Here is a 13,216-nt window from a genome sequence, read left to right as displayed (position 1 = left end):
GGCCGAGAATTGGCGGCAGGTCGCGGCGAGTAGCGTGGATTGAGGTAGTCCTAACCCACCGCAGACACTCGGAGGACGCATCAGATGAGCGAGCAGCAGTACCGCATCGAGCACGACACCATGGGCGAGGTCAAGGTCCCCGTCGACGCACTCTGGCGCGCACAGACGCAACGCGCCGTCGAGAACTTCCCGATCAGCCACCGCCCGCTCGAGCGCACGCAGATCCGTGCGATGGGACTACTCAAGGCCGCATGTGCGCAGGTCAACAAAGACCTCGGGCTGCTCGACGCGACCAAGGCCGACGCCATCATCGCCGCGGCCAAGGAGATCGCCGACGGCAAGCACGACGACCAGTTCCCCATCGACGTGTTCCAGACCGGGTCGGGCACCAGCTCGAACATGAACGCCAACGAGGTCATCGCGTCGATCGCGAAGGCGAACGGCGTCGAGGTTCACCCGAATGACGACGTGAACATGTCGCAGTCGTCGAACGACACCTTCCCCACCGCGACACACGTCGCAGCAACCGAAGCCGTCGTCACCGACCTGATCCCCGCGCTCGATCACCTGCGGTTGGCACTGCTCGCCAAGGCAGAGGAATGGCGTGAGGTGGTCAAGAGCGGTCGTACCCACCTGATGGACGCGGTACCGGTCACGCTCGGCCAGGAGTTCAGCGGCTACACCAGGGCTGTGGAAGCAGGCATCGAGCGTCTTGTCGCGACGCTGCCGCGGGTCGGCGAGGTACCCATCGGCGGGACCGCCGTCGGAACGGGTCTCAATGCGCCCGACCACTTCGGCACCAAGGTTGTCGAAGAACTGGTCAGGCTCACCGACGTCGACTCGATCACGTTGGCCAAGAACAACTTCGAGGCTCAGGCGGCCCGCGACGGACTCGTCGAGCTCTCCGGTCAGCTCAAGACCATCGCGGTCTCGTTGACCAAGATCGCCAACGACGTCCGGTGGATGGGTTCCGGTCCGCTCACCGGGCTGGCCGAGATCCACCTCCCCGACCTCCAGCCGGGCAGTTCGATCATGCCGGGCAAGGTCAATCCTGTTCTCCCCGAGGCAGTTACGCAGGTGGCGGCGCAGGTCATCGGCAACGACGCCGCGGTGACCTGGGGCGGCGGCAACGGCGCGTTCGAGCTGAACGTCTACATCCCGATGATGGCGCGCAACGTCCTCGAATCACTGAAGCTCCTCGCCAACGTCTCGCGATTGTTCGCCGATCGCTGTATCTCCGGCCTGAAGGCCGACGAAGACCGTCTGCGGACTCTCGCCGAGAGCTCACCGTCGATCGTCACGCCGCTCAACTCGGCCATCGGTTATGAGGAGGCCGCGGCCGTCGCGAAGCAGGCTCTCAAGGAGAAGAAGACGATTCGGCAGACCGTTCTCGATCGTGGTCTCGTCCCCGACAAGCTCAGCGAAGAAGAGCTCGACAAGCGCCTCGACGTGTTGAAGATGGCCAACCTCGATCACAAGCGCTGAGTCGTGGCCGATCTCGCGCCCTTCCCCACCGACTGGCAGACGGCGCTGGTGCTCGTGGCGCACCCGGATGATCCGGAGTACGGCATGGCGGCAGCGGTCGCGAAGTGGACGGGCGAGGGCAAACACGTCGTGTACGCCCTGGCGTCGAGCGGCGAGGTCGGCATCGAGGGCATGGCGGCGGCCGAAGCAGGTCCTCTCCGCGAGGGCGAACAACGCGCGTCTGCCGCCATCGTCGGTGTTGACGACGTGGAGTTCTGGGGCTTTCCGGACAGCAACATCCGCAACACTCCCGAGCTACGCGCGGTGATCGCCGAGACGATCCGACGCGTCGGCCCGCAGGTGGTGCTGTCGCTGTTTGGTGGGGCCGAGTGGGCGCCCGGAACTCCCAACCAGTCCGACCACATGGAGTTCTCCGCGGCGGTTCTCGACGCATACGATTCACTCGGCGACGACGCTCCGCAGTGGCTGTTCGAAAACGGCCCACACGCCACGCATGCCGTCGACGTCACCGAGCAGGTCGACGTCGCAGTGAGTTCCCTTGCGGCACACGAGGTGTACCTCGGCGTGCTCGATCCCGGTACACCGGTCATCGAGCAGGCCCGAGCTCAGATCGAAGCCGTGACAACGCCGCGCGACGACTTCGGTGGTCGTCGCGCGGCGTGCTTCGAACTCAAGCGGCCACGCGCTACTTCGGCGTGACGGACGAGCTGGTCTCGGGTTCGTCGGCCGGAAATTCATCGGCCTGCCGTTCGTCGGACTTGAAATCGTCCGCCTGCAGTTCTTCGGCGATGTCGGCGTCGGCAAGTCGCTCCTGCTCCTCTGCGGACAGAGTCTGAATGGTGCCGATGCGCGCCGCGATCTCCGGTCGCGTCACCCGGAGGTAGACGTACCACGCCACGCCCGCCGCGAGTATCGCGAGATATACGAACGGCAGGATGTTGAACGGGAACTCCGGAACCGGGTACAGGTTGTTGACGATCACGTAACCGAGAGCCACCACCGCGAGGCCCGACACGATCGCACGGAACGGCGTGAGCGCCTTGATCTTGTACAGCCAGATCGGTGTCGCGATCACCACGAGCAGATAGCTCACCAAGAAGCCCCAGTTGGTGACGTACGCGCCGTACACGTCGAAGACGGTGCGGCCGGCCGAACTGAAGGTGGCCACAATCGAAAAGACAAGTGCCGCAGCACCGACGAACGCGACGCCGACCCACGGTGTGTGGTACTTGGAGTGGACCTTGGCGAACACGCGCGGCAGTGCGCCCTCATGCGCGAACGTGAACAGCGACCGCGCAGCCGAACTCGTGACCGCAGTGACGAAGACGATGAAGGCGACAGCGACGGCAGCGCTCGTCACCGGCTTCACCCATCCCACACCGGACGAGTCGGCGAGCTGCGGCAGAATCGCCTTGTCTCCGTTGATCCCGTCGAAGTGCAACACCTGCGGATACGTCGCGATGATGTACAGCACACCGATGATCAACACGACGCGCAGCAGCGCTTTCGAGATCGACCGGTGCGCGTCCCGCGCTTCGGCACCAAGCGAGGCAACGCTTTCGAAGCCCGCGTAGGCACCGACCGCCGTCACTGCCGCCACGAATGTCGAGCTGTGGCCGAGGTTCGAGAGGCTCCACTGCTCGGTGTCGAAGTGCCACCCGTAGGAGACGTAGGCGGCCACGATGATCACTGCGATGGAGATCAGCGCGATGACCTCGAACACCAACTCGTACTTCGCGGCGAGCGACGCACCGCGAATGGGTAGGTACACCGCGAGCCCGACGACCAGGAAGACCAGCAAGAGTCGGAACCACGAAGCCTCCGAACCGATTCCGAGTTCGAGAAGGAAGGAGTCGACGTAGAGCACACCACCGAGTGTCCCGGTCACCGAGAATCCGACGTAGCCGATCAGCAGGCTGAAGCCTCCGACGAACGCGAACGCGGGTCCGAGCCCGTTACCGGTGTAGGTTCCCAACGAGCCGGACGACACCGTCCGCCGCGCCTGGAAGCTGATGGTGGTTGCCAGCAGCACGGCGATCACCAACCCGATGATCGCCGCCCACGCGGCACCCTTGCCCGCCGCGGTGTACAGCGCGAACGGAACGGACGCGACAGCGACGCTCGGTGCCGCAGCGGCAAGGCCCTGCGCGAAGACCTCCCAGGAGCCCAGCGTGTTCGAGCGCAGACCACCCGGTTGCTCTGTGACCGTCGATCCGGCGGCTGCGCCTTCTGGCACGTGCGGTGGCGCTGGTGGTGTGTGCGCCGCCTCGGGCGGGCGCGTCGACGTCGAGTCGGTGGTCATCTCGATTCCTCTCGGACACCCATCGCCGAAGACGGTTACTACCCGGCCGTCGGATCTGGGTATCTTATGTATTGCGCTGTGCGCGAATGGGATTGATCGAGAGAAGTATGCTGGCCGACGACGCTGTTGCCAGCCCTTATTCTCTGCGCGGTTCTATCCCTGTCATCCGAGCGGTGCCGACGACGCCGCGGCACGCAGATGTCCACGCAGAGTGTCGGTCTCGTAGTCGTGGCGGTAGAGCCCCCGTCGACGCAGCAGGGGTACCACCTCGTCGGCGATCACAGCGAGACCGTCGATCAGCGCATCCGGCTGCAGATTGAAGCCATCGATCGCACCCGCGGAGAACCAGTCGTCGATTCGATCGACCAATTGCTCCGGGGTGCCCACGAATCCGGCGTGGCCCGAACCCGTGTAGCGGGTCTGCCGCAGGTACTCGCGGACCGTGGGATTGGTGCGTCGGATCTGCGCGACGATCGACTCGCGGAAACCGATGCTGCCACTGAAGGTCTGGAGGTCGGCAGGTCCTGCGAGCACCTCCTCGGGGAACGGAGCGTCGAGGTCGAGTTTCGTCGCGTCGACGCCGATCGCGTGCGACAGCCAGCCGACCGAGTACCACGCCGGACTTCGGTCGTGGAGTTCGTCGTTCCGCCTTCTGGCTTCCTCCTCCGTGCTGCCGAGGGAGACGAGCAGACCGGGAAGGATCTTGACGTTGTCGGGTGATCGACCGTATGCCAACGCTTTTCGCTTCACCAGACGATAGTGTTCGACCGCTTTGTCGCGTGTCAGTTCCGCGGCGAAGACGCCCTCGGCGACCCGCCCCGCCAGGTCGCGGCCCGCAGCCGACCCACCCGCCTGGAACAACACCGGATGCTCGCCACTCGACGGCGTGCGCAGGCGCCCCTCGACGGAGAAGTGGGCTCCCCTGTGCCGAACCTCGCGTCCCGTGTCCGCGGATCCCCACAGTGCACGGACCACATCGACGAACTCGCCTGCGCGCTCGTAGCGATCGTCGCGTGGCGGGACGTCGGGTTGCCCGAAGTTTCGCGCCGCCGCGGGTCCCCGGGTGGTCACGATGTTCCAGGCCGCCCGACCCTGTGACAGGTAGTCGAGCGTCAGCAATCGCTCGGCGAGCTCGACCGGATCGTTGAACGTCGTCGACGCCGTGGACACCAACCCGACCCGCTCCGTCGCCGCCGCGACATGTGCCCAGTTGACCGTCGGCTCCAGATGCGCCGGATTGGCGTCGTATGCAGGGTCACCGAGTGCGGGGGCGTCGGCGAGAAAGACTGCGTCGAGTGTCCCTCTCTCGGCGATCCGACCGATCTCTTCCCAATAGTCGGGCGAGACAAACGATTCCGCGCTCAGGCCTGGTGTCTGCCATGAGGCGGGCACGTAGCCGAGGACGAGTGCGTTGATGCCGAGTATGACGTGGCCGTCGCGTCGGGTCATGGGAGTTCCTCTCGGAGTGGAGGTCAGGGTGCGTCGAGCGGTTCCGGCCGTGCGAATGCCACCCGACGCAGATCCCGCGGTGCGACAGGTAGTCCGAGCGCAGTCCGCAGCGACAGGCCCGGCGCGATCGGTCGGGAGATCGCCAGCAGCTTCTCCGCCGCATCGGCCAGCGCTGCGGGCGACAACTCGTCGTCGCGCAACAGAATTCCCTCGACGTCGGTCGGCAACTCTGCCGTCGACGAAACCTCACGGACAGCGCTGGTCGGCCCGACGACGAGGTCGACATCGCTGCGGGTGCCGGCCTCACGCACGCCGGAGTGGTACGTCGCGATCACCGACGGACCGGTCGCGGGCTCCGGCACCGTCAACGGACCAGAGATCCGGTAGGGGTCCTCGAGGTCGGCGAACTGAATCTGGTCCGACTCTACGAAGATCCCCGACGCACGGTCGGCGACGACCGACGCGAACGGCCAGGTCTGTTCCAGGACGCGTACCGCGTGCGCGATGTCGTCGACGGACACGGCGTCGTGGGTCCACGGGTCACCCGCAGGCACGTACGGGTCCCTCACGCCGAGGAGCACGCCGGTCCTCCCCCGCGAGAGATGCCCGGCGGATGCGACTCGTCGAGCGAGGTTGTAGGGATGATCGCGACGCGACGACGCCGCGAACAGGAACCGGGACCGTGGAGCCTGCCTTGCGAGAAATGTTGTCGCAACGGAGGATTCCAGCGTCGTGCGACCATCCGGCCCGGCGGCCCCGCCAACGTCGTCGGCACCATTGACCCGATCGATGCCGACGACGGTGAACGCCAACGGCAGCGAATCCCAGCGCGCGGCGAGCGCACGATCCGCCAACAGCGCGCCCACCTGCTCACCGGTCAATCCGACCGCGACGTACGGTGCACTCATCTGCCCTCTCCCCTCAGTTGCCTTGTCCCTTCAGTTGCCCGTCTCCTCAGTTGCCCTGTCCGCCACGGCCGAATGCCGAGAAGTCGGGTACGGGGTCGACACCGTTGACCAGCCAGTTGCCCACGATGCGCGCCTTGTAGACCCGCGGATTGTGCGATGCGAGGGTGCGCGCGTTGCGCCAGTGGCGGTCGAGTGCCTTGTCGGTGGAGACTCCGGATGCGCCGAGCGCGTCGAAGATCTCGGTGGTTGCCGCGAGTGCGGCGTCGATAATGGTGAGTTGCGCCTGGTCTGTGGCGAGTTGGGCATCCGTGACGCGAGCCCTGCGGAGGTCGAGGTCTCCAGATGCGTGCGCCTCGGCGATACGATCGAGCGCCCGACCCACCTCACGCAGCGCGGCGTCTGCGGCGTAGGCGCGCGCTGACACTCCGCCGATCACTGCCAGTAGCTGAGGGTCGTTGGCGGGCACCGGATCCAGCCCCTGCGGATAGTTGCGCTTGCGCGCTCGGAGCGCCTCGATCCCGTCTCGCAGGGATGCGTGAATGATTCCGGTGAGTACCGCGAGGATCGCCACCTGGTAGAAGTGACCCTGGTAGACAAAGCGTTCGGTGATGTCGAAGACGTTGTCGGGCTCGGCGGGCACGTCGACGTAGCGCGCACTCCCGCTGGCGGTTGTCTGTTGCCCGAATCCCGTCCAGTCGTCGACGAGTTCGACACCGGGATCGTCACGGCGCACGAGCGCGGTGAGCAGGCCGCCGTCGTCGGATTTGCCGATCACGTCGAGCCAATCGGCGAAAAGGCTTCCGGTGGCGTAGAACTTGGCTCCGCTGACGAGGTAGCGCTCGTCGTCACGTCGCACTGTTGTCGCGATTGTTGCGTACGTACCGTTGTTGGCCTCGGTCCAACCCCCACCGACGAAATCGCCCGCGAGGAAACGCTCGATCCACCGATCGTTGCCCGCCGACTGCGGCGCGTTGAGTCGATCTTCGACGAACGCCAGATGGTTGCGGAACACGTGCGCGATGTTCGCGTCCGCGGCGGCCAGTCGCGACAGCAGCAGAAATGTCTGTTCCAGTGATGCGCCCAGACCGTCGAACTCCACGGGAATCCTGATGCGCCCCAGTCCTTCTCGGACCAGTTCGGCAACCTCGTCGTAGCCGAACGAGCGGTCGTGTTCGCGCGCGACGTTGGAGGCCGCGATGCGCTCGAATGCCGGCGCGAAACGCTCGACGAGCTGATCGTAGTCGGCGGTCGGCTCGCGCAGATAGGTGGTCCAACCCTCGACCTCGTGCGCGGAAGCCGGGTGTGTGGTGGTCTCGGTCATCGGGAGATCCTTCCTGTCGGCGAGGGCCGACACATGACATACGGGTTGCGTGCGGCGAGGCCGAAAACAGTCTCGTCAGAAAACAGTGCCCGCGAAGGGCAGCGCACCCGCGGCGAACAGACCGTCGAGTCGGTCGACAGCCGACGCGGCAGACACGTCGACGCGTCCGACTTCTGCCAGCGACCTCCACCGCGTGCCGCCGAGATAAGCGGCGGCGAGCGTCGCCACATCGGTCGTTGCGTCGGACTTGCCCGTCACGCGTTCGGTCCCCTTGGGCCCGATCTCGAATACCGCGTTGTTGCGATCGATGAGCGGGTCGACGACCTCGAGCCGGACCGGGTCGTCGATCCGGTACGTCCTTGCGCGAAGCGCCGATTCGACGTCGACGAACCGCAGCCATGTTTCGTCGTGCGCCGCGCCCTGCCGGACCGCTCGCGGGTCGGTGACGGCCAGCGGCAGCGAATCATCCAGTGCGACAGCGGGCCACTCGATCAGGTCGACAAGGTCGAGTGTCAGTAGGTGGCGCCACAACGCTGCCCGCGCGGTCGGCCCCGACGCCACGAAGTCGACGACGGTGATCGTCTTGGCGTCACTGCTGAACCAATGGTCGGGGTCCTCCGGCTTGTAGACGACGTAGCCGTCGTCGACTCCATCGGAGCTGTGCACGGCGACGTAATGCTGCACGGGTGCGGCGTCGCGTCGTAGTTGCTGCAGTCGCCACCAGCCTGCCGGACGGTCGATTGCACCGACCCAGGTTGCGGCACGTCTGTAGATGTCTTCCAGGAGTTCGGTCGTGACCGCGTCATCGACGAGCCGCACGTCGTTCGTATCACCGTCGGGCACGGTGTCGCGCAGCCTCGCTCGGCGCGCGTCGATGGTCACGGCCCGACTCGAACTCGCGATCCCGTAGCCGAAGCGTTCGTAGATCACGGCCTCGGAGGCACGCAGCGTCGCCACCACCTCTCCCCGGTCGGCGATGTCATGCAGTTGACGCTCGATGAGTCCGGTGACGATTCCCCGGCGACGGTGGGTCGGCAGCACGCCGACGTGTGTGACGGCCGCGTGGGGAACGCGTGCACCGCCCGGAACGACAAGCTGGCTCGAGTACGAGTCCGCGCCCCCGACGATGACCTCGCAGTCGAATGCGCCCAGATACCGGCCTTCCTCGGTGATGGTCGCGGCGTCGAGTTGTCCGAACCGCAGCCCGACCATCGACCGGAGGAACACCCGGAAGGCGGCATTGACCTCGGCGGGGCCGGACAGCGGTCGGATCGCGACGCTCATCGATGCCACGTCCGGTCATGATCACGGTGGGTATCCAGATATGCGCCCGGCCCGAAGTGGTGGTCGTAGAAGTCGGTGTCGATGTGTTGTGCCTGAAGGTAATTGAGGATGTGCACCGTCGGCACGGTACCCGGGATCTTCCCGAAGGTGTCGTCGACGTACGCGATCTGCTCGGTGAGCAGTCGAACGAAGTCGTCGTCGTAGCGCGCCGCCGAACCGCGAACGCGCGGGTTGTCACTCCACGGTCCAGGGGTGTCCGGATGAAATGGCCCACCGGGACCGAACTTTCGCTCCGTAAATCGTGCTACCGCCTCGGCAGCGTCTGCGACGTGCGGACGCGACAGCGTTTCGAACACGCCGGGCAGTCCTGTCGGATTCGGTAGGGCCCAACGGTCGTCGGTTTGCACCTCCAAGCCGAGTCCTGGTACCCCGGGATCGCCCGACGCCCCGAGGATCGAGAGCCGGTCGATCCCGTCGAAGGTCCACCCGCCGAGTCCCAGCGCGCCCAGAATGAGGTGGCCGTTGTAGGCGGCGGTGATCAGTTCCGCGCTCGCCTCGGCGAGTGTGTACTGCTCGACGAACGACAGCGGGAACGGGTCACCGGCGTGGCGCAGCGAAGAGTCTGTGCCACCGGGGATCTCACGTCCGTTGATGTCGTCGTACAGGCCATAGCCGTTCTGGAGGAAGAATGCCACGTTGGCGATGAAGTGCTGCGCCAGGTCGGCGATCGGTATGACGAGCAGCGAACCCGGATGGTTGGCGATCCAGGTGTTGTGGCCCTCGAGGTAGGGCTCTTCGCGCGGGAGGTAGATGCGGTCGTCGGAGATCTTGCGGTACCGACCAACCGTCTCCGCGAGCCAGGCCTCGATGTCCGTGTCGGACGCCGACCCGTCGTCTGGCAGTTCACTTTGAGGTTGTGCGTCGCGGCTCGACAAGAAGTAGGTACCCGAGTCGTCGGTGAAGAAGAACTCTGTGGTGTGAAACCCGGCCGCGGACGGGAAGGTTCGGCCCGTTGCGGTGCCCGAGTAGTTCGGCAGCGCGGGCGCGTATCCGGGGTGGTGGCTGATCCCGAAGTTCCAGCCGGTCACTCCGGTGACAGCGGCGAGCACGATTGCACGCTCGGTGTCGCTGAGCGGCTGAACCGGTTTGTTGCTGGCGAAAGCCAGTTCTCCCGAGGGGATTTCACCGCCAACCGGAAAGCGGCGTGATCGGCGGCCGGTGATAGCCCCGAGCAGTGGGAAGCTCGTGAGGTCGGCAAGCGCGCGCCGTTCGTGCTCGTCGAGCACGAAAGTGGCTGCGGCAGTTGAGGTCATGCGTTCGCTCCGGTCAGGGCGTGATCGACGACGTGGCGGCCGACGTGGTCGGCCACCGCGCGGTGGGCCGTCTCGTTGAGCACGTCGTGCGCGGCGTCGTCGATGATCTCGACGCGAAGTCCGGGCAGTCGGTCCTGCCAGGCGAGCACGCCGGTCACCGGTGCGATCTGGTCGTCCGAACCGTGCACTGCCAGAACGGGTGTCGACAACGTCGGCAGTTCCTCGTCGAGCCGCGCCCACGCCGGTTCGAAGAGTGCCTTCAAGACCTCGACGACATCGGCTCCGGTGAACGCCAACGGATCGTTGGCCAACTCGTCGCGATAGAACGGGTCGGCCGACAGCGCGTCGAGGTCGAGTTCGAAACTGCCGCCAGCCTCGGTCACCGAACTCAGCCACGGTAGCGGCGACAGCGGGGCACCCGAGATCACGACACTGGAGTACCTCGACGGCTGATCGAGCGCCGCGAACAGCGCACCGAGACTGCCGAGCGAATGTCCACTGATCGCGAGTGGCAGCTCCGGCGAGCGTGCTGCGGCAAGGTCGGTCAGGGCTCGCGCGTTGTGCACCACGGCGTCGTACGATCCGACGTCGCCGCGCTCACCGTCGGACAATCCGTGGCCCTGCTGGTCGAGTGCCCAGAGTTCGACGCCGTGCGCTGCCAACTCCGCTGCGTAGCGGTGGTAGAGCCCCGAGTGCTCACCGAATCCGTGCAGAAGTATCAGCGCGGCTGTCGGCGTGGTGTTGGTTGGCCAGTGCCGGTAGAAGATCCGACCCTGCGCGCCGTCGAAGAAGGGCATGGTTCACTCCTGTTGTGGGCTGTGATGCGCCCGAGAAGCATCGCGCACCACCACATTTCACGACAGCCTTTGAACCATTCGGATTCTGAGCCGACACCCGCGCCGCTACATGTGTGCCATATCGAAGGACGTGGGTGCTGCAGCACCCACGTCCTTCGATTCGACCCACAGTCAGCGCGTTGCTACTGGCCCCGGGGTGCTATTTGGTCCCGAGCAGAGTCGGGATGAGGTTGACCAGTTGCGTCAACAGATCGCTCAACCCCTTGTCGCCCAGGATGTCTGACACTCCCGGCACGCTCGGCGTTGTGGGAGTCTTCGGCGTCGTTCCCGACGGCGCGGTGGTTGACGGCCCGTCGCCCGTGGGGGCGGCGGCGTTGACGCCGATGGTGATCTTGGGGTGCTTGGCGGGGTCGAGCCACGCGAGGATCTTGCGCATCACGTCGCGATCGATTGCGACGCAGCCCATGGTCGGCTCGCCGTTGGTGACGTGGAGGAACATCGCCGACGCCTTGCCGGGGGTGCGCTGCGGGTTGTGCGCGATGTTGACCGCGTAGTCGTACACCGGACCCGCGTCGTAGAGGTTCTCGCTGTCGCCGCCGGGGCTGTTCGCCTGGCGCACATGGGTGTTGTACGTCGGGGACTTCATGTTGGAGTCCCACCAGTCCTGACGCGTCGCCTGGAAGTACGGCATCTTGGTGCCGGGATTGGCCTGCCTACCGAATGCCTGGTCCAGCGCGAAGGTGCCTTCCGGCGTGCGATACACGTTGTCCTTCGGCTCCCCCATTCCCAGCGAGCCCAGGAACGCCTTGGTCGGCCCGAACACGGGCTTCCACGACTTGTCTGCGCCCTTCTCGAATGCGGTGAGCGTCGCGGTCGGGTCGGACGCCTTCGGTGCCGTGACCACGATCATCTGGCCCGTATCCGACGCTTGCGGCCCCGGCTTCGACGATCCGTTACCCGCGAGGGTGTCCAAGATTCCATCGACCTGCGGGATACCGAGAGAAGGCGACGTCGGTGTCGGAGTGTGGGGTGTCGTGGGTGATGTCGGGGCGGGTGATGTGGGAGTCGTCGAGGTTCCCGGCGCGGCCAATGCCTGGCCGGCACCGGCAACGATTGCAGCCATCACCGCAATCACTACAAGTCCCAACAGTCTCATTCGCCTCATCAGTAACTTCTGCACCACATAAGTGTGGCAAATGGCAAGACGGCGTGAGTCTCAGGGGCATCACAGTGCTGCACTGATCGGGTGACAGAGCGGCAGAACTGCTACTTGAACATGAACTCAGCCTCATCTATTGTCTCTTGGTGACGTAGCACACACTGGCCGAAGTCAGCGACTACTCACACACGTCGAAGGGACAACAGATGAGCACTGTCAACACCGTCACAGGCCCCGTGGACTCGGGCGACCTGGGTTCAACACTCATCCACGAGCACATCTTCGTCCTCGGCGAGGAGTACCGAGAGAACTATCAGGACGACTGGGACGAGGATCGCAAGATCGCCGACGCGGTGCGCGATCTGCGCGAGCTCAAGGGTCTCGGTATCGACACCATCTTCGACCCGACGGTGCTCGGTCTCGGCCGCTACATCCCCCGCATCAAGAAGATCGCCGACCAGGTCGACCTGAACATCGTGGTGGCAACCGGCCTCTACACCTACAACGACATTCCCTTCCAGTTCCACTACACCGGCCCCGGGTTGCTCTTCGACGTCGACGAGCCGCTGGTGAACTTCTTTGTCCGTGACCTCACCAAGGGAATCGCCGACACCGACGTGCAGGCCTCGTTCCTCAAGTGCGCCATCGAGGAGCAGGGACTGACGCCCGGCGTCGAACGCGTGATGCGGGCCGTCGGCCAGGCACACGTTCAGACCGGCGCTCCGATCACCGTGCACACCAACCCGCACACCGGCTCTGGCCTCGTCGCGCAGCGCGTGCTGCGCGAGGAGGGCGTCGATCTGACCAAGGTCGTCATCGGACATTCCGGGGACTCGACCGACCTCGACTACCTCATGAAGGTCGCCGACGAGGGATCGATCCTTGGCATGGACCGCTTCGGGCTCGACGTCCTGCTGCCCTTCGACGACCGCATCAACACCATCGTCGAACTCGCCAAACGTGGCTACGCCGATCGGATGGGACTTGCCCACGACGCGTCGTGCTTCATCGACTGGTTCGATCCAGAAGCCAAGAAGCAGGCGGTCCCGAATTGGAACTACCGCCACATCAGCGAGGACGTGCTCCCCGCTCTGCGCGAACGGGGTGTGAGCGACGCCGATATCACCACCATGCTCGTCGACGTCCCGCGCCGCTACTTCGAGTGACCGCCATGCACCCGGGGCGAGTACCCGCCCCG

At 65.5% G+C, this 13,216-nt stretch carries 11 protein-coding genes; 3 read left to right on the top strand and 8 right to left on the bottom strand.

Translation table 11 applies throughout. The features are described 5' to 3' along the window. Positions 1-84 precede the first annotated feature (84 nt). Both RND64_RS07090 and RND64_RS07085 read left to right on the top strand, forming a co-directional pair. Positions 85-1,485: a class II fumarate hydratase gene (locus RND64_RS07090; protein WP_049699634.1), complete on the top strand. Its 1,401-nt coding sequence runs from the start codon at positions 85-87 to the stop codon at positions 1,483-1,485. A gap of 3 nt (positions 1,486-1,488) precedes the next feature. After that, positions 1,489-2,184 carry a PIG-L deacetylase family protein gene (locus tag RND64_RS07085; RefSeq protein ID WP_049699635.1) on the top strand — a complete coding sequence of 232 codons (696 nt, stop codon included), beginning with the start codon at positions 1,489-1,491 and terminating at the stop codon, positions 2,182-2,184. Here RND64_RS07085 and RND64_RS07080 read toward each other — a convergent pair. The 8 genes from RND64_RS07080 to RND64_RS07045 form a co-directional block, all read right to left on the bottom strand. Then, positions 2,171-3,787 carry an APC family permease gene (locus RND64_RS07080; protein WP_083444410.1) on the bottom strand — a complete coding sequence of 539 codons (1,617 nt, stop codon included), beginning with the start codon at positions 3,785-3,787 and terminating at the stop codon, positions 2,171-2,173. The two genes, RND64_RS07085 and RND64_RS07080, sit on opposite strands and share 14 nt — an antisense overlap. Before the next feature lie 162 nt (positions 3,788-3,949). Beyond that, the gene (locus tag RND64_RS07075) at positions 3,950-5,236 is read right to left on the bottom strand and encodes an NtaA/DmoA family FMN-dependent monooxygenase (RefSeq protein WP_049699636.1); all 1,287 of its coding nucleotides are present in this window, start codon (positions 5,234-5,236) and stop codon (positions 3,950-3,952) included. A gap of 23 nt (positions 5,237-5,259) precedes the next feature. Next, positions 5,260-6,144 carry an LLM class flavin-dependent oxidoreductase gene (locus RND64_RS07070; protein ID WP_049699637.1) on the bottom strand — a complete coding sequence of 295 codons (885 nt, stop codon included), beginning with the start codon at positions 6,142-6,144 and terminating at the stop codon, positions 5,260-5,262. A gap of 46 nt (positions 6,145-6,190) precedes the next feature. Next, complete coding sequence (locus RND64_RS07065) at positions 6,191-7,465, bottom strand: acyl-CoA dehydrogenase family protein (protein WP_049699638.1); 1,275 nt, start codon at positions 7,463-7,465, stop codon at positions 6,191-6,193. Between the two features lie 75 nt (positions 7,466-7,540). Further along, positions 7,541-8,749: a GNAT family N-acetyltransferase gene (locus RND64_RS07060; RefSeq protein WP_270485875.1), complete on the bottom strand. Its 1,209-nt coding sequence runs from the start codon at positions 8,747-8,749 to the stop codon at positions 7,541-7,543. Beyond that, a complete protein-coding gene (locus tag RND64_RS07055) occupies positions 8,746-10,062 on the bottom strand; it encodes a hypothetical protein (protein ID WP_049699640.1) in 1,317 nt (438 codons plus the stop codon). The genes RND64_RS07060 and RND64_RS07055 overlap by 4 nt, the downstream gene beginning before the upstream one ends. Next, on the bottom strand, positions 10,059-10,859 hold the full coding sequence (locus RND64_RS07050; RefSeq protein ID WP_049699641.1) for an alpha/beta fold hydrolase: 801 nt from the start codon (positions 10,857-10,859) through the stop codon (positions 10,059-10,061). The genes RND64_RS07055 and RND64_RS07050 overlap by 4 nt, the downstream gene beginning before the upstream one ends. A gap of 199 nt (positions 10,860-11,058) precedes the next feature. Then, entirely contained in the window at positions 11,059-12,015 is a 957-nt protein-coding gene (locus RND64_RS07045) for a L,D-transpeptidase family protein (protein ID WP_049699642.1), read from the bottom strand. A gap of 209 nt (positions 12,016-12,224) precedes the next feature. Here RND64_RS07045 and RND64_RS07040 point away from each other — a divergent pair, with 209 nt between their 5' ends. Continuing rightward, positions 12,225-13,184 carry a phosphotriesterase family protein gene (locus RND64_RS07040; RefSeq protein ID WP_049699643.1) on the top strand — a complete coding sequence of 320 codons (960 nt, stop codon included), beginning with the start codon at positions 12,225-12,227 and terminating at the stop codon, positions 13,182-13,184. The last annotated feature ends 32 nt before the right edge of the window (positions 13,185-13,216 follow it).

The sequence above is a fragment of the Gordonia sp. w5E2 genome (assembly GCF_036540975.1).
In the GTDB taxonomy this organism is placed as follows: Bacteria; Actinomycetota; Actinomycetes; order Mycobacteriales; family Mycobacteriaceae; genus Gordonia; species Gordonia jacobaea.
The sequence above is the reverse complement of the archived record's forward strand: the minus strand, read 5'-3'. Positions and strand labels throughout refer to the sequence as shown.

Excerpts from the sequence above, each read along its gene's own strand:
- RND64_RS07090 (WP_049699634.1), top strand. The coding sequence starts at position 85 with ATGAGCGAGCAGCAGTACCGCATCGAGCACGACACCATGGGCGAGGTC.
- RND64_RS07080 (WP_083444410.1), bottom strand. The coding sequence starts at position 3,787 with ATGACCACCGACTCGACGTCGACGCGCCCGCCCGAGGCGGCGCACACA.
- RND64_RS07075 (WP_049699636.1), bottom strand. The coding sequence starts at position 5,236 with ATGACCCGACGCGACGGCCACGTCATACTCGGCATCAACGCACTCGTC.
- RND64_RS07070 (WP_049699637.1), bottom strand. The coding sequence starts at position 6,144 with ATGAGTGCACCGTACGTCGCGGTCGGATTGACCGGTGAGCAGGTGGGC.
- RND64_RS07065 (WP_049699638.1), bottom strand. The coding sequence starts at position 7,465 with ATGACCGAGACCACCACACACCCGGCTTCCGCGCACGAGGTCGAGGGT.
- RND64_RS07060 (WP_270485875.1), bottom strand. The coding sequence starts at position 8,749 with ATGAGCGTCGCGATCCGACCGCTGTCCGGCCCCGCCGAGGTCAATGCC.
- RND64_RS07055 (WP_049699640.1), bottom strand. The coding sequence starts at position 10,062 with ATGACCTCAACTGCCGCAGCCACTTTCGTGCTCGACGAGCACGAACGG.
- RND64_RS07050 (WP_049699641.1), bottom strand. The coding sequence starts at position 10,859 with ATGCCCTTCTTCGACGGCGCGCAGGGTCGGATCTTCTACCGGCACTGG.
- RND64_RS07045 (WP_049699642.1), bottom strand. The coding sequence starts at position 12,015 with ATGAGACTGTTGGGACTTGTAGTGATTGCGGTGATGGCTGCAATCGTT.
- RND64_RS07040 (WP_049699643.1), top strand. The coding sequence starts at position 12,225 with ATGAGCACTGTCAACACCGTCACAGGCCCCGTGGACTCGGGCGACCTG.